At 67.2% G+C, this 18,334-nt stretch carries 15 protein-coding genes; 4 read left to right on the top strand and 11 right to left on the bottom strand.

The window, feature by feature from the left end:
* Nucleotides 1–649: 649 nt before the first annotated feature.
* The gene (locus tag ACPXYO_RS16860) at nucleotides 650–2,899 is read right to left on the bottom strand and encodes a xanthine dehydrogenase family protein molybdopterin-binding subunit (protein WP_423923043.1); all 2,250 of its coding nucleotides are present in this window, start codon (nucleotides 2,897–2,899) and stop codon (nucleotides 650–652) included.
* A gap of 422 nt (nucleotides 2,900–3,321) precedes the next feature.
* On the opposite strand from ACPXYO_RS16860, the gene ACPXYO_RS16865 reads away from it, so the two are divergent.
* Nucleotides 3,322–3,732 carry a hypothetical protein gene (locus ACPXYO_RS16865; protein WP_423923045.1) on the top strand — a complete coding sequence of 137 codons (411 nt, stop codon included), beginning with the start codon at nucleotides 3,322–3,324 and terminating at the stop codon, nucleotides 3,730–3,732.
* A gap of 204 nt (nucleotides 3,733–3,936) precedes the next feature.
* Entirely contained in the window at nucleotides 3,937–5,097 is a 1,161-nt protein-coding gene (locus tag ACPXYO_RS16870; RefSeq protein ID WP_423923047.1) for a Fic family protein, read from the top strand.
* Nucleotides 5,098–5,145: 48 nt separating this feature from the next.
* Here ACPXYO_RS16870 and ACPXYO_RS16875 read toward each other — a convergent pair whose 3' ends face one another.
* The 8 genes from ACPXYO_RS16875 to ACPXYO_RS16910 form a co-directional block, all read right to left on the bottom strand.
* A complete protein-coding gene (locus ACPXYO_RS16875) occupies nucleotides 5,146–5,742 on the bottom strand; it encodes a hypothetical protein (RefSeq protein WP_423923049.1) in 597 nt (198 codons plus the stop codon).
* Between the two features lie 243 nt (nucleotides 5,743–5,985).
* Nucleotides 5,986–6,606, bottom strand: a complete 621-nt coding sequence (locus ACPXYO_RS16880; RefSeq protein ID WP_423923051.1) for a hypothetical protein — start codon at nucleotides 6,604–6,606, stop codon at nucleotides 5,986–5,988.
* A 103-nt stretch (nucleotides 6,607–6,709) separates the two neighbouring features.
* Nucleotides 6,710–7,936 carry an IS110 family transposase gene (locus ACPXYO_RS16885; protein WP_423923053.1) on the bottom strand — a complete coding sequence of 409 codons (1,227 nt, stop codon included), beginning with the start codon at nucleotides 7,934–7,936 and terminating at the stop codon, nucleotides 6,710–6,712.
* A 228-nt stretch (nucleotides 7,937–8,164) separates the two neighbouring features.
* A complete protein-coding gene (locus tag ACPXYO_RS16890; RefSeq protein WP_423923055.1) occupies nucleotides 8,165–8,974 on the bottom strand; it encodes an alpha/beta fold hydrolase in 810 nt (269 codons plus the stop codon).
* 81 nt (nucleotides 8,975–9,055) lie between these two features.
* Nucleotides 9,056–11,278: a catalase/peroxidase HPI gene (gene katG / locus ACPXYO_RS16895; protein ID WP_423923057.1), complete on the bottom strand. Its 2,223-nt coding sequence runs from the start codon at nucleotides 11,276–11,278 to the stop codon at nucleotides 9,056–9,058.
* Nucleotides 11,279–11,395: 117 nt separating this feature from the next.
* A complete protein-coding gene (locus tag ACPXYO_RS16900; protein WP_423923059.1) occupies nucleotides 11,396–11,842 on the bottom strand; it encodes a Fur family transcriptional regulator in 447 nt (148 codons plus the stop codon).
* Between the two features lie 86 nt (nucleotides 11,843–11,928).
* On the bottom strand, nucleotides 11,929–12,975 hold the full coding sequence (locus ACPXYO_RS16905) for an LLM class flavin-dependent oxidoreductase (RefSeq protein WP_423923061.1): 1,047 nt from the start codon (nucleotides 12,973–12,975) through the stop codon (nucleotides 11,929–11,931).
* Between the two features lie 277 nt (nucleotides 12,976–13,252).
* Entirely contained in the window at nucleotides 13,253–14,356 is a 1,104-nt protein-coding gene (locus ACPXYO_RS16910; protein WP_423923063.1) for an HNH endonuclease, read from the bottom strand.
* Nucleotides 14,357–14,893: 537 nt separating this feature from the next.
* On the opposite strand from ACPXYO_RS16910, the gene ACPXYO_RS16915 reads away from it, so the two are divergent.
* Together ACPXYO_RS16915 and ACPXYO_RS16920 are read left to right on the top strand one after the other, a co-directional pair.
* Entirely contained in the window at nucleotides 14,894–16,120 is a 1,227-nt protein-coding gene (locus tag ACPXYO_RS16915) for an IS110 family transposase (protein ID WP_423919580.1), read from the top strand.
* A 138-nt stretch (nucleotides 16,121–16,258) separates the two neighbouring features.
* Nucleotides 16,259–17,035, top strand: a complete 777-nt coding sequence (locus ACPXYO_RS16920) for an SDR family oxidoreductase (RefSeq protein ID WP_423923065.1) — start codon at nucleotides 16,259–16,261, stop codon at nucleotides 17,033–17,035.
* A 68-nt stretch (nucleotides 17,036–17,103) separates the two neighbouring features.
* Here ACPXYO_RS16920 and ACPXYO_RS16925 read toward each other — a convergent pair whose 3' ends face one another.
* Both ACPXYO_RS16925 and ACPXYO_RS16930 read right to left on the bottom strand, forming a co-directional pair.
* Nucleotides 17,104–17,811 carry an ABC transporter ATP-binding protein gene (locus tag ACPXYO_RS16925; RefSeq protein ID WP_423923067.1) on the bottom strand — a complete coding sequence of 236 codons (708 nt, stop codon included), beginning with the start codon at nucleotides 17,809–17,811 and terminating at the stop codon, nucleotides 17,104–17,106.
* Nucleotides 17,795–18,319 carry a PadR family transcriptional regulator gene (locus ACPXYO_RS16930; protein ID WP_423923069.1) on the bottom strand — a complete coding sequence of 175 codons (525 nt, stop codon included), beginning with the start codon at nucleotides 18,317–18,319 and terminating at the stop codon, nucleotides 17,795–17,797. Before ACPXYO_RS16930 ends, ACPXYO_RS16925 begins: the two co-directional genes overlap by 17 nt.
* Nucleotides 18,320–18,334: the final 15 nt, after the last annotated feature.

An 18,334-nucleotide genomic window follows, 5' to 3' on the forward strand; every position in this document is an offset into this window, starting at 1 on the left:
GCCAGGCAGCCAGTTCCGGTTGGCGCTGGTGCCAGTAGGACGAGACTGTCGTGAAGCTCGCCTCCGGCGCTGCCTCTGCAAGCCATGGGTCGTCAGCAGTTGAGCGTGCCGTCTGCGAGTGCGATGGCCGAGACCTCTGCCGCGGTTCGCAGGTCGTCCAAGACCGCCTCTGGTTCGAACGTTTCATGCACGAGGACATCGAGGTCCCGAATGCACCCGCGTCGGCGATGGCGGAGGCAGCCGTACACCTTTGGCCTGAGCAAGCAGCTGCTCGAAATCAGGGGAGGCAACCGCAGGCTCCCGAACACTGACCTCACACACGCCACTGCGGCTGCCCCGCTCCGAGGCACGAATTCTCACCGTGCCGCGTGCGGACAGCGTGTTCAGCGCGTGGCGCGCCGCTGACCACGACACCCTTGCGGCCCTGGCAACGCCCGCAACGCTGCGGAGACCGGCGGACGACGTCACCGCAGCGAGCACCAGGCGTTCGACTCGGCTGAGCTGGTCCGGTGACTCGGCACACGAAGCTCCGAGGTCATCCGGCTGTCGCCCCTCCACAGCCCTGCACCGCTCACGGGCCGGCGACTCGCTCGAACTGGCGCACGAGCGCCACCCAACGCACGAGGGTGATACGCCAACCTCGACCGGATCACTGCAGCGAGCGCCAGATCTTCTCGGGAGTCAGCGGGAGATCCAGGTGCTCGATGCCGTACGGCGCCAGAGCATCAAGCACGGCGCTGTGGATCGCGGGAGTGGCAACAACGGTCCCGGACTCGCCGATGCCCTTGACGCCCAGGGGATTGAGGGGCGATGGCGTCTCGGTCTCGTAGCACTCGAAGAAGGGAAGCTCCGCAGCGGACGGCAGGGCGTAGTCGGCGAGGCCGACGGTCATGGGGATCGCCTCGTCGTCGTAGAACATCTCCTCGTACAGCGCAGCACCCACAGCGAGCGCCAAGCCGCCGTGCACCTGCCCGTGGGCCAGGACCGGCTGCAGGATGACGCCGGCGTCGTCGACGCTCACCAGGCGCCGCACGTGCACCTCCCCGGTTGCTGTGTCGATTTCGACTGCGGCCACGCAGGCGCCGAATGAGAACGATCCGGCTCCGCCTTCGGGTCTGAAGTGATGGTCGACGGTGAGTTCTCCCAGGTCGGCCCAGCCGAGGGAAAGGGCCGGGGTCCCCACCACGTGGAACAGCCCGCGACCGGTGTCGAGCGTGACATCGTCGGGGTCGGCCTCGAGGAGCTCCGCCGCACGCTCACGAGCCGCCGCAACAAGGTCGACGGCCGCGCCGTGGGCGGCCGAACCGCCGAGCTGCGCCGAACGGGACCCGATCGTTCCCCCGCCGATTGGGGACCTGTCCGTGTCGTCGTGCGAGATGGTGATGCGGTCGACATCGAGGCCGAGCTGGGTGGCGACAACCGGAGCAAAGGTCGTCTCGTGGCCCTGACCGTGAGGCGAAGTGCCCACGACGACGTCGACGCGACCATCCGGCTCCAGTCGGGCTGTTGCCCGCTCCCCCTCGCCGCCACCGGTGATCTCGACGGTACAGCTCACGCCGACCCCAAGGAGCACGGCGCTGTCGCCGCCGGCCCGCCGGCCCGCCTGCTCGGCGCGCAGCCCCTCGTAGTCCGCTTCTGCCACGGCCCGTTGCAGTGTCTCGGGATAGTTCCCGCTGTCGTAGGTGGCTCCGACGGCTGTCCGGTACGGGAAGCGATCGGCCGGCACGAGGTTGGCCATGCGCACCTCGAGCGGGTCGCGGCCGATCGCTCGGGCGAAACGGTCGACCGCCCGCTCGATCGAGCAGGCTGCCTCGGGACGGCCGGCGCCTCGAAACGCAACCGTGGGCGTGGTGTTGGTGACCACCGAGGTGCCTCGCAGCGTTGCGTGTGCGATGTCGTAGACGCCGGTTCCGCTGTTGCGCAGGTTGGTGGTGACGTTGGTGCCCATGGCGGGGTACGCACCACTGTCCTGCAGCGCATCCACTGAGTAGGCCACGATCGTGCCGTCGCGGTCGCCGCCGATACGGATTCGGTGGCGTGAGGCTCGCCCGTGACCCATCGCCAGCGACGCTTCTGAGCGGGTTTGCGCCCATCGAATCGGCCGACCGAGCTCGCGTGCCGCCCACGCCACGACCACGTCTTCGGGATAGCAGCCCCATCCGCCCTTGGCGCCGAAGCCGCCGCCGACATCGGGCGAGATGGCCCGCACCGTGCCGGGTTCGAGGCCGAGCAGCGTCTCGATGACGTATTTGGCTCCCGCCGGTCGCTGCGAGCACACCCACGCTGTGCAGCGCCCGTCGGCGCCCCAACTCGATGCGCCGGCGAGCGGTTCGATCGGATGCGGGCCCAGTCGTGGGTGGACCAAGTCGAACTCCACCGTCACGTCGCAGCCGGCCCACACCTCGTCGGGGACAGCTTCGAGTTCCCACGCCAGGGCGACATTCGTGCCGGCGTGCTCGTGCAGCAAGGTCTCGCCGTTGAGGCTGGCATCGAGGTCGACGACTGCGGGCAGCGGCTCGTAGTCGACCATGACGAGTTCGGCTGCGTCCACCGCCGCCGCACGCGTCTCGGCGATCATCAGGGCGATGGGCTCGCCGACGAAACGCACGGTGTCATGGGCCATGAGCGGTCGCCACAGGTCGCGGTTCATCGACGGCAGCCGGGGCGGCAGCGGCCAGCCGTCGACCTCGGGTCCGAGGTAGACCGCGATCACCCCGCCGGCCGCCCGTGCCTCGGTCACGTCGACGGAGGCAATCCGCGCATGGGCTTCAGCCGAGCGCACGAAGGTGGCATGTGCCGCGCCGGCCAGCTCGGGGGCATCGAGTCCGTCGATGTAGGTGCTCTGGCCGCGCAGCAGCGGCTCGTCTTCGCGCCGCCCGTTGAATCCTGATGTGTCCACGGCTGCAACGTAGCTTCCCAGCCCTTGACGCAGGGAGTACTTGGAAATCATGCCGACGCGAGTCCGCACTCCCTCTCGTACTCGGGACGCTGGACGGCCGGCGTGCAATGATCGACAATTCTCGGAAGGCGATCTGAGCGTGTGATGGAGATCAAGGTTGACACCGGGAGCGGCCCGTCGAATGGCCCGTGCTTCGAGGACGCCGAGGGCTTCAACCTGTCGGAGATGCCTGGCAATGGGAGTCGTCGGATTCCGCTGGGCGACTTCCCGACCGGCCCCGAGGTGCGAAATCGCTTGCCTGACATCGTTGCGACCGACCAGTCCGGCCGGCAGGTAGACGTGCACGCTGACCGGATAGGTCAGCCGGCCGTGGTGGTGTTCTCCCGATCTGCGGTTTCGCGGTGCGCTGCGGTCCCGAGCAGATGCTCGCTGCTGCACTGGATCAGGACTTCGAGGTCGCGGCCGCACAACGGCCCGTTGACCGGGTGTCAGTGGAGGTGACAATTGACGGGGATCGGCTGCCGATGGGGGTCACTCGCCAGATCGTCGCCACGTTCCGGGTGCCCGAAGGTCAGCACCTCTACAGCGATCCAGTGCCTGAGGGGCTGGTGGTCGCAGCGATCGAGCTCTACGACATCGACGGGATCCTCTCCTACAAGCCGCTGGCGCCGCCGACCTTGCCCCTGGCGCCGCCGACCTTGCCCCTGACGCCGCCGACCTCGCCCCTGACGCTCGCAGGGTTCGGCGACACGCTGCAGGTTTACGAGAGGGACGTGGTGCTGCGGCTTCCCGTCACGCAGAACGCACGGCAGATGCGCAAGGACGACCAGTAGCAGCATGGGCAACGGTGACAGGATACCTAAATATTTACCTGTAACAATTAGGTTTTAGCTGTTAACCTACACTGACAACCGGAAACATAGAGGTTGTTCATGCCCCGATGGCCTGCGGCTCGGCGGCTGACCGCCACTGTCGAAAACGAGTTGTGGCGGTCGTGGGATGACGAAAGCACACCGAGAATCGTCGTGACTCAAACGATGCCAGCGCGGATCGCGGACCGGCCGGTCCCGGCGTTCGGAGCGACGGCGGGGGCCGCTGTCGGGGCAGCGACCCAGGCGGTTGACGATCTTCGTGCCCATGCGGCCAAGACGACTGGCGTCCTAGGTCATTTGAGTGCGGTGCTGATCCGGGCCGACGCAGTGGCGTCGTCACAGATTGAGCACATCACGACCTCCAGTGAGGCGCTGGCGGTCGCTCTCGCGGACTTGAGCGACGAAGAGCCCGATCCCTACCCGGCAGACACCGAATTGGTGGCAGCGAACGTGACGACGGCGCTCCAGTCCTACAGGGCCGAGGAAGACGTCACGTCGGACTGGTTCCACCGCCGCCACCGCAGCCTGTTGGCCGCACATCCGGAGTTGCTGCCGCACAACCGCGGCGCGTGGCGGGACTCCGCCGTGTGGATCGGCCCATCCCGACAGACCGCGGATTTCGAGGGCCCACCGCATGGGCGAATTCCGGCACTGATGGACGACCTTGTGCGCTTCATGCGTCGCAACGATGTGCATCCCGTCGTGCACGCTGCCATCGCACACGCCCAGTTCGAGACGATCCACCCCTACGCCGACGGCAACGGCCGCGTCGGACGGCTGCTGATCCACCAGCTCCTCGACGCCGGGGCGACGCCGGTGCCAGTGGCCCATGGCCTCGTGCACAACCCGACCGGCTACGTCGACGGCCTGATGGCCTACCGAGATGGTGATCTCGACGCCTGGGTCACTGTGTTCGCGTTAGCGCTCTGCGACGGAGCGCGAGCCGCCGTCCGCCTCGTGGACCGCATCGATGGCATCGCCAGCGAGTACCACCAGCGCATCCGCACTCGCTCCGGGTCGGCGGTGTCGCAGATCCTCGACGGCTTGCTGCATACGCCGGCCATCACGGCCGGCGAGATCCAGTCCACCTACCAACTGACGCCGGGACGGGCCTCACAGATCCTGCACCAACTCGCCGAGGCGAGCATTCTGCGTCAAAGCGCTCACCGGGCAGGCCGGGCGCGCGTTTGGGTGGCCCATGCGGTGATCGACGCCGTCGACACCATCAACGCCTCCATTCCACGGCGTCTCCTGGCCGCCGCAGACGACTCGAACCCCAAACGCGGCCTCGTACGAGGCCCCCTCTCCGAGGAACTCCAGATCTGACCGAAGTCTGATTCACCCAACCGAGAGCCTGCACAAGCCCAAGGTGAATCACTCTGCGGCGACCTCGAGATCGGCCGCCACGAGCGGTGTGTCGACGACGAGTCCCTGATCGGTCGAGCGGACGCTGGCGCCTTCGGGACCGGCGATCTGCCAGTGCCCGGGCTGGACCCCGACGATTCGGAACTCGGTCCGTTGCCGTGGGTTCTCCTGCAGTGGCGCGAGGCCAAGCCGGAGCGCGCCGCCGTCCCACTCGGCCCGGCGGAGGGCGACTCGGGGGAAGTCGACGTCGACCACTTGGGGGCAGCGGTCCAGCGGCGCGGCTGACAGCGCAGTCCAGCGTCCCGGTCCGACCGCCTCCGCCGTGGCCAGGAACGCGTTGAATTGACCCCTCGGGTGCTCCTCGTCCAGTCCCATGCCCCAGGTGAATTCTCCCCGGTCGTCATCCCATGTCGGCTCGTACGACGCCTCGATGGCCGATGTCAGCCGCTCCTCCAGATCGGTCAGCCCCCACTCGCGTGCCAGCACCAACGCCGAGCCGAGTCCGCGTCCGGCGGCCAGCGGAAGCTCGGGATCCTGGTCGAGGCGGGCCGACCGGCATGCGGCGTCGAACAGGCGCCGGGCCTCTTCGGCCTGCTGGGGGGCCACGTAGAACGCCGTGGTCAGGGCGGCTCGGACCGGCAGGCGATGGTGCACGTCGACCTGGGGGTCGTAATAGAAGGTGGTGGTCGTGGGCTCGGCCTCGCCGACCAGATCCAGGTAGTGCTCACGGGCGTACTCCCACCAGGGCCCAAAGGCCGCCTGGTGGTGGTCAGTGCCGTAGCGGTTGTCGTGAAGCCTCAGACCGAGGCCAGCTCCAGCCAGTCAGAACGGCCAGATCTTGGTGTTCTCTCAGTGGCAGCCGATTGGCGCCGCCAGCCACTGCTGCCGCAGGTGACCGGCGATCTGTGAGTGCGTCCAGGTGAACGTGTTCTCACCGTCGCGGATCATCTCGAACGGCTCGTTCCAGCGGCTCTCGGCAGCGATCATCTCGCGGATGCCGAGCAGTACCAATAAGAAGCCCTTGTAGAAGAGCATGCCGTCGGCGGCAACAGGGTCCATTTGAACGCCCCACGGCTCGATGCCGTTGGCTGTCCAGCCGGGCACGTCGTAGTCCCCCCACAGTTGGCGAGGAATGAAGGGGCGGTAGGCGTCGGGGTAGTTGGCGCGGTCGGGGTCGGGGCCGAACTGGGTGAGCCAGTCGGCTGCCGACCACCACCCGGTGTGGCGCTCGATCAGTTGGTCCAAGATGGCCACGTACCGCTCGGTCCAAGCCGGTGTGCGGTGGGCCATCAGGCCGAGGGCGTACGAAGAGTCGACCAGGTCGAAGCGATGCCAGCTTGCCATCGGCGGATCGGAGCGGTCGTCCCAGTGCGGATGGGGCCGGCCGGTTCGTGACCAATCGTCGGGCGTGTGGGCCTTGCGGTCGAGGTAGCGAAACCACCCGAGGCTGCGATCGGACAGCATCAGCACCCCCTCCCCTATTCTTGGTCAGCTACTCAGCGGTGTGGGCGAGGATCTCTTCCCAGACCTGAGGCCAGATCACCTCTGGCAGCTCGTGATGCTCCTATTGATGTCAAGCGGCGGGTTGGAGTGTGTTGAGCCAGTCGCGGTAGGCGGGCACGAGGGCGTGGTGGGGTGCTTTGCCTCGTTCGATCACCGAGATGGTTGCGGGCCAGGTGTTGAGCTGGTCGGCGGCGTGGGCGAGGCTGAGGCCGGCGGCTTGTCGTCGGTGTCGGAGCTCGCCTGGATCGCCGGCGCTGTTGGCGTGGTGGGGGTCGGCGAGCAGGGCGAAGACTTCTCGGGCGATGTAGCGCTTGAGGCATCGGATGATCTCGCGGCGTGATTTGCCTTCTGTTTGGCGGCGTTGGGCATACGCGCGTGTTCGGGGGCAGGTGGCGAGGCGGACCATGGCGATTCGCCACAGGGCGTGGTTGGCTTGGCGGTCCCCGCCGGGGTTGAGGCGGTGCCGGGTGGTCTTGCCTGATGACGCCTCGACGGGTGACGCGCCGCACAGAGCGGCGAACGACGCTTCGCCGGTGAGCCGTTCGGGGTTGTCGCCGGCGGTGATGAGCAGGATCGACGCCGTGTCGGTGCCGATGCCTTTGGCGGCTCGCAGCGCCGGGTTGGCGGTCAAGGTGAGCTCGTCGAGATGGCGGCGCAGCTCGTCGAGATCGGCGTCGAGGACCTGATGTTGGCGGGCCAGGGTGCGCAGCGCGATCTTTGCCGCCTCGGCGGGCTCGGCGGGGTCGCCGGGACGGAACCGAGCGCACCGAGCCACCCGCTGCGCAGTCGTGAGCGGCTCGAGGGCGCTGCGCAGCCGGTCCGGAGCAGTGACGACAAGATCGCGGATCTGATTGGAGACGCGGGTGCGATGGGCACGGGTCGAGCACAACGCGACCCGGATCGCCCGGATCGACTCCACAATCCCGTCGCTGCCCTTGGGAGCGGTGGTCGCGTCGCCGGCGAGCGCGGCGCGGGCCGCGGCCTCGGCGTCGACGACATCGGACTTGCCGCGGCGGCGACGCATCTGACGGTTCGGCCGGTTCACCTCGACCACCTCGACGCCCGAGCCGACCAGATGACGCGTCAGCCCCGCCCCATAGGAGCCGGTGCCCTCCACACCGACACGCACCAGCGGCCCGAACGACCCCAGCCACTCTGCGAGCCGGCGATACCCCGCCGGGTCCGCCCCGAACGACGCCGTGGCGAGCACCCGGCCCGCCTGATCGGTCGCCGCAGCGACGTGGACCTCCTTGTGCGTGTCGACGCCTCCATAGACGCCGACTGGCTGATCAGCCATGATGAACCCCTGCCTTTCTCCCAACTGGGTGAGCGAGGCACCATCGGCCGGGACGGCGGACAGGACAGTCAAGGCGGTCTCCAAGGCTCCTATGAGGTCACGTCCGCCCGACCGGTCGGTGCGCGCCAGCAGCCGGGACACCAGGCCGACAGATCACGAACAAGGCACCAAGCCCGTCACACCCCGAGTCAAACCCAGGCCCGACCGCTGACCCTCCCATCATGACTGTCACACCCTGTCGAGCGTCACCATGCGGGAGTCCTCGATCGCCTCCACCGTGGCCTCGCCGTGGGGGTACGGGAGGATCGGATCCTCGGTTCCGTGGATGACGATCGTCGGCGTGGAGATGCCTCGCAGCTTTTCGGACCGGTTCTCCTCATCCATGAGCGCCGACGCGTGGTTGTGCATCGCCGGCCAGTTCGCGGCCCGGTCGTACTCCCGCTCAAACATCGCCGTGAAGCCCTCGACGTCGAATTCGGCACGGCTGCCGACGAGCGCTCCGGAATTCTCCAGCCGCGACTGCACCCGGTCTTCACGAGTGATCGGCGGCTCCAACGTGTACTTCATGTTGAGGTCGATGATCTTCTGGTGCGGCGGCGGCAGCTCAGAGGTCTCGCCCATGAAGATCGCCCGCCCGATCTCGCCGCCGGCAGGTGACGACATGATGGACGTCATTGTCCGGATCCGGTCCGGATGATCGATCGCCACCTGCTGGCAGATCATCCCGCCCATCGAGGCCCCCACCAAGTGCGCGCTGTCGAGCCCGCGCGCGTCGAGCACACCTACCGCGTCGTTCGCCATGTCTGCCAGGCCGTACGTCTCCTTCTCGAGGTCAAAGCTCGTGCTCTGGCCCGTGTCCCTGTTGTCGAACCAGATCACGTAGCGCCCGCCGTCCACGAGCCCGGCGACGAAGCCCTCGTCCCACCGGATGGCTTGGGCGCTTGCGCCCATTGCGAGCAGGATGGGAATGTCATCTGGGTTGCCGAAATCCTCGGTCCAGATGTCGATCCCGTTGGCTTTCACCATCCGCTCGGCCATGTCTCCACCTCTGCTGTGGCGCCGAAGCTAGCCCCGGCCCGCTTGCGGGTAGTAGCCGTCGACGAACGTGAGCCGCTGACCTCAGTCCAGGTCGAACCGGTCCAGGTCCATGACCCTCGCCCACGCCGCCACGAAGTCGCGCACGAACTTGTCTTCGGCATCGGATGACCCGTAGAGCTCGGCGATGGCTCGCAGCTGGGAATTCGAGCCGAACACGAGGTCGACTGCGCTGGCCGTCCAGGTGACCTCGCGGGTTCCGCGGTCGCGGCCCTCGTAGACGTGCTCGGACTCCGACACCTGCCACTGCGTGCCCATGTCCAGCAGGTTCACGAAGAAGTCGTTGGTCAGCGACCCGGCCCGGTCGGTGAGCACGCCCAGCGACGTGCCGCCGGTGTTGGCGCCCAGCACCCGCAGCCCGCCGATGAGCGCCGTCATCTCCGGAGTCGTCAACGATAGAAGGCTCGCGCGGTCCACCAGCATCACCTCGGGTCGGCGCTTGTCACCGGCTCGCCAGTAGTTGCGGAAGCCGTCCCCAGTCGGTTCGAGCACGGCGAAGGACTCGGCGTCGGTCTGTTCCTCAGAGGCATCGGTGCGCCCCGGCGAGAACGGCACCTCGATGTCGTGACCGGCGTCGCGCGCCGCCTGCTCGACGGCAGCGCATCCGCCCAGGACGATCAGGTCCGCGAGCGACACCCGCTTCGAGCCGCTCTGCGAACTATTGAACCCAGCCTGGATCCCTTCGAGCGCCGCCAGCACTGCCGCCAGCTCGGCCGGGTCGTTGGCCTCCCAGTCCTTCTGGGGAGCGAGCCGGATCCGGGCGCCGTTGGCACCGCCGCGCAGGTCGCTGTCACGGAACGTCGAGGCCGAAGCCCAGGCGGTCGAGACCAGCTGGGACACCGAGAGGTCCGAGCTGAGGACTTGGGCCTTGAGCGCCGCTACGTCGCCGTCGTCGATCGGCTCGTGGTCGACGGCAGGGACGGGGTCCTGCCAGATCAGCTGCTCGTCGGGGACCTCTGGTCCGAGGTAGCGCGCAACGGGACCCATGTCGCGATGGGTGAGCTTGAACCACGCCCTGGCAAACGCATCCGCGAACTCGTCGGGGTGCTCCAGGAAGCGCCGCGAGATCGGCTCGTAGATGGGATCCATCCGCAGCGCCAGGTCGGTGGTCAACATGACCGGTACGTGGCGCTTGGACGGGTCGTGCGCGTCGGGCACGGTGCCAGCCGCAGCGGGATCGGTCGGGATCCACTGCCACGCACCCGCGGGGCTCTGGGACAGTTCCCACTCGTAGCCGAACAGGATCTCGAAGAACGAGTTGTCCCAAGTCACCGGCGTGTGTGTCCAGATGCCCTCGAGACCGCTGGTGATCGTGTCGCCCGCCTTGCCGCTGCCGTAGGTGCTGGTCCAGCCCAGGCCCTGTTCCTCCAAGCTGGCGCCCTCGGGCTCGGGGCCGACGTGTTGGTCGCCGTCGGCAGCGCCGTGGGTCTTCCCGAAGGTGTGGCCTCCGGCGATCAGAGCAACCGTCTCGGTGTCGTCCATGGCCATGCGGGCGAATGTCTCTCGGATGTCCCTCGCCGCTGCGAGCGGGTTGGGCTCGCCGTTCGGCCCCTCGGGATTCACGTAGATCAGGCCCATCTGCACGGCGCCGAGCGGGTTGGCCAGCTCCCGATCGCCGCTGTAGCGCTCATCAGCGAGCCATTCGTTCTCGGGCCCCCAGTAGATGTCCTCCTCGGGCTCCCACACGTCCTCGCGGCCGCCGCCGAACCCGAACGTCTCGAAGCCCATTGACTCGAGCGCGACGTTGCCGGCCAGGATCATCAGGTCGGCCCAGGAGATCTTGCGGCCATACTTCTGCTTGACGGGCCACAACAGCCGGCGTGACTTGTCCAGGTTGGCGTTGTCAGGCCAGCTGTTGAGCGGCGCGAAGCGGTGCGTGCCTGAGCCGCCTCCTCCTCGGCCGTCATGGATTCGGTAAGTGCCGGCGCTGTGCCATGCCATCCGGATCATCAGCGGCCCGTAATGGCCGAAATCGGCCGGCCACCAGTCCTGCGAGGTGGTCATCACCTCTACGACGTCGGCCTTCAGCGCTGCGAGGTCCAGGCTCTTGAACTCTGCGGCGTAGTCGTATTCGGCGTCCGTCGGGTCGATCAGCGGGGAGTTCTTGCCGAGCGGCCGCAGGCTCAGTTGCTCAGGCCACCAGTGCTGATTTGCGAGCGCGCCCATCGCAGCGGCGCTGTCATGCAGCACCGGGCATCTGGCCGCTGGCGTCGCTCCGGCGGCGGTGCCTGTGTCCTCAATCGTCATGGGTGCTCCTTAGCTGAGTGTTGAGCTGTTTGTTGGACTGTTGTCTCGACTGGTTGCTGGGCTGACCGGCGGGCTGTCCGGTGGCTGACCGGTGGACTGTCCGGCGAGATTGCTCTCTCACCCACATGCATCGCTCTCCGCGACATCGGACGCGGCTAGGCACGCGGGGCAGTAACCCCAGTAGATGACCTCGGCTTCGTCAATGGTGAAGCCGTTGTCATCGGCGGCTTCCAGACACGGCCGGTACCCCACTGCGCAGTCGACGTCGACCATCCGGCCACAGTCGCGGCACACAAGGTGGTGATGATTGTCGTCGACCCGGTCCTCGTATCGGGCCGCCGACCGGGCCGGCTGAATGCGCCGGATCAGACCTTCGGTGGTCAACATGGTCAAGGCGTCGAAAACTGCCTGTCGGGATACTGACCCGATACTCGCACGCACATCGTCGGCCAGATCGTCAGCAGTGGCATGCGGACGGGCCGACACGGCATCGAATACTGCCAACCGCTGTGCGGTCACTTGTATCCCGCGCGCTCGCAACAGCTGCTGGGCGTCCTCGATCACGCCGTCATCATATCAATAATTCTGGACAATATCCAGAATTAGATTGATCCTGTATAGAGGATCAATCGACGGAGGTGCTGCGCGTCTCAGGCGCCGGCCAGCGAGACGACCTCGAACAGCGGTTCGTATCCGGCAAGCCCGGGGGGATCGTTCCGTTGGGGCAGCCGGTACAGGATGATCTCGTCGCTCAGACCGGTGTAGTCGGCGATGCGTGCGGCGCATTGGGCGGGGGTGCCAGTGATGCTCATCGTGTCGACGACCTCATCGGGCACCAGGTCCATTGCCTCGCGCATCTGACCCTGCGGGACCAGCCGTGCCGCTGCGTCGGCGAACTCGTCGAAGCCGATCTGGCGGAGCTGTGAGTCGTAGTACGGATGCGGCACAGGGTGAAACAGCCCGCAAATGGCGGCTTGGGTCACCTTGCGGGCGAGCTCCTCGTCGGCGTTGACGCTGAGAAACGAACCCATGAGGAAGCCCAGGCTGTCGGGGTCACGGCCGGCTTCGGCCGCAGCGCTGCGAGCCGCCGGGCGGACGATGTCGCTCATGAAACCGACCGACGCCATCACCCCGACGCCGACGCCGTCGGACACCTCGCCCGCCAGCCGCACCATCTTGGGTCCCGAGGCCGACAGGTACACCGGGATCGACGGCCGCGTCGGCTCCCAGGTGGCCCGCCAGCGGATCCGGTGGTGATCGCCCTCGTAGCGCACGGACTCCCCCGTCTGGCCTGCGACCACGCTGCGAACTATCTCGATGTACTCGCGCATCTTGGCGAGCGGCCGGAAGTCGTCGACCCCCATGTACCAGTCGTTGAAGTGGCGGTTCCCGGTGCCGATCCCCAAGGTGAACCGTCCCCCGCTGAGCTCGTCAAGGTCACGAGCCGCGATCCCCGTGAGCCACGGCTCGCGGGCGTAGGCATTGGCGATGTAGGTGCCGACAGTGACCCGCTCGGTCGCAGCGATCACCGCAGCCGCCGACACGAACGCACTCCGACCAGCCTCGACGGTGTACATCGAGCCCATCCCCGCGGCCTCCCCCTCCCGGGCCAGCTCGACAAAGTCAGCCATCGAGTCCTCGAAGCCGAGCAGCAGGCCCAGCACGGGCGTCGTAGGCAGAGGTTCGTTCGGACTCATCTGGGTCTCCCCGGTTGTGCAGTGCTAGAAGATCTTGCCTTCTTGACGGGAACATGTGCTTGCCATGCCGTGGCGCACCGGCTAGCGGCTGGTGGGTTGAAGGACTGGTGGGCTGATGGCGGTTGGGGGACGGTCGGCCTATTGCCGGTCCGCCCGCCGCGGCCCGGTTCACCGACGCATCACGGGTAAGCCGCGACCATTGGCCCAACCAGCCAAGCACCTCCCGCCGCGACCCAGCGAGTCGCCACTCGTTCCGCCGGGGGCCGGCTGTTGGTGGTTATGGGGGTGTTCGGTTTGGTGGGTGGAGTTCGTAGCGGTGGTTGGTGTGGTGGCGGTGTACTTGCCAGCCGTCGTCGTGGATGTGGTGGTGGCAGCGGTTGCACACGAGCACGAGGTTGTTGAGGTCGGTGCGTCCGCCGAGTTCCCAGGGGATGATGTGGTGCGCTTCGCAGTAGATCGGCGATTTGGCGCAGCCGACACAGCCTTGGTCGCGAAAGGCCAGTGCGGCCCGTTGGGCGTCGGTGGCGATGCGGCGGCTTCGGCCCATTGCCATGTCGCCGGTGGCTCGGTTAAACACGGCGGGCAGGATTTGTGCGTCGCAGGCGAGGTGCACGAGTTCGCTGGTTGGGATGGGTGTGCCGTCCGCGAGGCGCGCGTTGGCGAGTTGTCGGTTGACGGTGTCGTAGTCGGCAACAATCAGCAGCGAGGTGCCCCCACGCCGTGGGCGCCCCCTGGCGTCGGGCTCGAGCATCAGCTTCGCGATGGCGTCTGCGGTGCGCTGGTGGTGACTCGGCCGATCGGTGGGGTCTTCGTCACGGTAAAGCTCTCGTTCTTTAGCCGCCACGATGGCGGAGATCTGTGCACCGGCGATCGGGTCGAACTGGGCGTTGAGCACCACCATGCCCGTCTCGGTGCTGGTGAACACTCGACCTGAGCGGTCCTGGCGCTGACGTTCCAGCAACGACTTGCCGTCGTCGCCGTTTCGGTCGGCTTGGTGGCGGCGCACCGTGCGACGGAACTCGTCATAGCCCTGCCGCTGCGCAGCGGCCGCCAGATACTGCTCGTTGATGGGGCCCTCGCCGGCGGCGCGGGCGATCAGCTTTGCGTGCGCCGCGGGGATCGCACCCCTCGCCAGCGCCTCACGCGTCGCATCCAGAGCCTCGAGGCTCACGGCGAGGCGCACGTCGCTTCTCGCGCTACGCCCTGACGCTGCGAGCTCCACCCGTGCGGCGCGCTCCGCAGCCGCGGTGTCATGACGGCGAGCGATCTCGCCCAGCACCGCTGTTTTCATCGCCGCCAACGTCGACTCCGAACGGCCGATCACACCCAAACGGCCCCGCAGACCCTCATCAGACAACCCCGCCACATCCACAACACCCACGCACACACCGCCACCAGAACAATCACACGAACCCGGCGGAGGAATAGCGACAGCCGCAGGCGAACGAGAGGCCGGGGAAACGGGCGACAGGTCAGCAGCGGTGGCAGCCGACGGCAGGTCAATAGCGGCAGTGGCGGGCGGCCGGTTGGCGGCGGCCGCAGCGGGCTTCAGGTCAGTGTCGACAGCAGCGGGCGACAAGGCGGCGCCAGTAGACAGCAGGTCTGTGGCGACGGCTGACGCGCCAAAGCCAGCGACGGGAGCGGGGACGGCACTTGGGTGCATTGGAACAAACGTACGACAGGGGTGTGACAGTCATGATGGGAGGGTCAGCGGTCGGGCCTGGGTTTGACTCGGGGTGTGACGGGCTTGGTGCCTTGTTCGTGATCTGTCGGCCTGGTGTCCCGGCTGCTGGCGCGCACCGACCGGTCGGGCGGACGTGACCTCATAGGAGCCTTGGAGACCACCTTGACTGTCCTGTCCGCCGTCCCGGCCGATGGTGCCTCGCTCACCCAGTTGGGAGAAAGGCAGGGGTTCATCATGGCTGATCAGCCAGTCGGCGTCTATGGAGGCGTCGACACGCACAAGGAGGTCCACGTCGCTGCGGCGACCGATCAGGCGGGCCGGGTGCTCGCCACGGCGTCGTTCGGGGCGGACCCGGCGGGGTATCGCCGGCTCGCAGAGTGGCTGGGGTCGTTCGGGCCGCTGGTGCGTGTCGGTGTCGAGGGCACCGGCTCCTATGGGGCGGGGCTGACGCGTCATCTGGTCGGCTCGGGCGTCGAGGTGGCCGAGGTGAACCGGCCGAACCGTCAGATGCGTCGCCGCCGCGGAAAGTCCGATGTCGTCGACGCCGAGGCCGCGGCCCGCGCCGCGCTCGCCGGCGACGCGACCACCGCTCCCAAGGGCAGCGACGGGATTGTGGAGTCGATCCGGGCGATCCGGGTCGCGTTGTGCTCGACCCGTGCCCATCGCACCCGCGTCTCCAATCAGATCCGCGATCTTGTCGTCACTGCTCCGGACCGGCTGCGCAGCGCCCTCGAGCCGCTCACGACTGCGCAGCGGGTGGCTCGCTGCGCCCGGTTCCGTCCCGGCGACCCCGCCGAGCCCGCCGAGGCGGCAAAGATCGCCTTGCGCACCCTGGCCCGCCAACATCAGGTCCTCGACGCCGATCTCGACGAGCTGCGCCGCCATCTCGACGAGCTCACCTTGACCGCCAACCCGGCGCTGCGAGCCGCCAAAGGCATCGGCACCGACACGGCGTCGATCCTGCTCATCACCGCCGGCGACAACCCCGAACGGCTCACCGGCGAAGCGTCGTTCGCAGCGCTGTGCGGCGCATCACCCATCGAGGCGTCCTCAGGCAAGACCACCCGCCACCGCCTCAACCCCGGCGGGAACCGCCAAGCCAACCACGCCCTGTGGCGCATCGCCATGGTCCGCCTCGCCACCTGCCCCCGAACACGCGCGTATGCCCAACGCCGCCAAACAGAAGGCAAATCACGCCGAGAGATCATCCGATGCCTCAAGCGCTACATCGCCCGCGAAGTCTTCGCACTGCTCGCCCACCCCCACCACGCCAACAGCGCCGGCGATCCAGGCGAACTCCGACACCGCCGACAAGCAGCCGGCCTCAGCCTCGCCCACGCCGCCGACCAGCTCAACACCTGGCCCGCAACCATCTCCATGATCGAACGAGGCAAAGCACCCCACCACGCCCTCGTGCCCGCCTACCGCGACTGGCTCAACACACTCCAACCCGCCGCTTGACATCAATAGGAGCATCATTCACGATTGTGAGGTCAGCAGGCGCGCCTCTGAACTGACTCACGGTGCGACGGGTTACGTGGCAGGTTGACTATCGGGAACGACGCTTTTTCCTAGCCGCACCGCAGAGATCGAGCTGCCATGCCGCCAACCGGACCTCTCACGGGACGCATCGCCTTGGTCACCGGAATCTCCCGCGACCTCAGCATCGCGGCGACTGTCGCTCGACGGCTCCATGAACTTGGCGCTGTCGTACACGCGACCGGCTGGCCCACTCGCGACCGAGAGATGCCATGGGGCCACCAACCGCTGTCACCGCTGCCGTTCACCGTCCATCAACACGATCTCGAGCAGGCCGAGACCAACCACACCCTCATCGACGAGGTCATCGACGCTCACGGTCGACTCGACATCGTCGTCGCGGCACACGCCCGATCCTCGTTTCAGCCGTTGTCCGAAGTCGAGGCAACCGAATTGGACCGTGGCTGGGCAGTCAATGTGCGCAGCATTGTCCTGCTGGCCCAGCGATTCGCACAAGTTCACGAGCCGGCGCCACCGGCGGAGCCTCCGTCCGGGCGCATGATCTGGTTCACCAGCGGCCAGCACATAGCGCCAATGGGCACGGAGATCGCCTACGCCGTGTCCAAGGGCGCGCTCCACCAGATGACCGCGACGATCAATCATTCACTCTCGGAATCGCGCATCGTGGCCAACTGCATCAACCCCGGTCCCGTTGACACCGGTTACGACGAAGGCGATGCGCACCATGCGGTGAGGTCGCGATTTCCTGACCAACGATGGGGCACCCCAGATGACATCGGCAACCTCGTCGAGTTCCTCGCCACCGACAGCGGAGGTTGGATCCGGGGCCAGGTCATCAACGCCGAAGGCGGATTCGACCGCTTCAATCAGCCTTGACGCGCCACAAGATCGTCGACTCGCCCCGCGAGGCTTGAGCCTCACCAGCTGCGGCCACGGTTCCAGCGCTACCCGTCACGCACGGCGTGGAGTTCGACAACGCGTCCGTCGAGGAGACGAATAGAGCGGTCGGCGAAGGCAGCGGCCCGGGCGTCGTGGGTAGCCATGACGATGGTGTGGCCGTCGCTGGCGAGAGTCCGGAGGAGGTCGACGATCTCGTCGGACCGCACGCTGTCCAGGAACGACGTCGGTTCATCGGCAAGGACACACTTCGGGTCGTTGTAGAGCGCCCTGGCGACAGCGACGCGTTGGGCTTCCCCAGTGGACAGCCGTGAGGCAACGGTGTGGGTGCGGTGAGAGAGCTTGACTGAATCGAGCAGTTCGGTGGCCCGAGCCCGGCCGTCAGCCATGGCTCGGCCGTCAAGCAGTAAGGAGATCGCCACGTTCTCCCAGATCGTCAGAGTCGGGACGAGTTCGACGATGGGCAAGACGATGCCGATGCTGCGAAGACGTAGACGGGTGCGCTCGTTGTCGGTCAATGTGGCGAGGTCAACGCCGGCGAAGCGGATCGTGCCCGCTGTCGGCGTGTCGAGCCCGCCCAACAGGTGGAGAAGGGTTGACTTGCCACACCCGCTCGGTCCCTGAATTGCGACGAATTCGCCCGGATAGACGCTGATTGACACGTCGTCGAGTGCGGTGACGGTCCCGTCAGTGCCAAAGATCCGGGTGACGCCGATGGTCTCGACAATCGGCAACGTGTCACACGGCGAGGGCACGTCGGAGCTCGCCGAGCCGCTGGGCGGTGTGGTCCATCCAGCGCAGATCTGCCTCAAGGTGGAACAGGGCGAAGTCAAGCAGTACACGCATGTGCTCGTCCGCGTCGGACTTGGCTCTCGTGAGCTCGCGCATCCGCCCCGAGTGCAGTTCCCGTTGCGCTTCGATGATCTGCCCGGCGTCTCTGCCCGACAGCAATGCAAGCGTCACCTTGAGGAACAGGGCGCTGTGGATGGGCGACTGGGCCGGTTCGGGCTCGGCATACCAACGCTTGAGGTCGGTAACGCCATCGGCGGTGATGGCATAGGTCTTGCGGTCGGGGCCCTGTCCGGGGGCGGTCTCGGCGAGTTTGACGAGACCGTCGCGCTCGAGGCGTGACAGCGTTGCGTAAATCTGGCCGAACCGAAGCGGTCGCATCTCGGCGAAAAGGCTGTCGTAGGAACGCTTCAGGTCGTAGCCGTGGCGTGGGGTGGCTTCCATGAACCCGAGCAGGGCGTGTTGCACGCTCATCAACACGAGTGTGGC

This window comes from Candidatus Poriferisodalis sp. (genome assembly GCF_965237655.1).
Lineage (GTDB): Bacteria > Actinomycetota > Acidimicrobiia > Acidimicrobiales > Poriferisodalaceae > Poriferisodalis.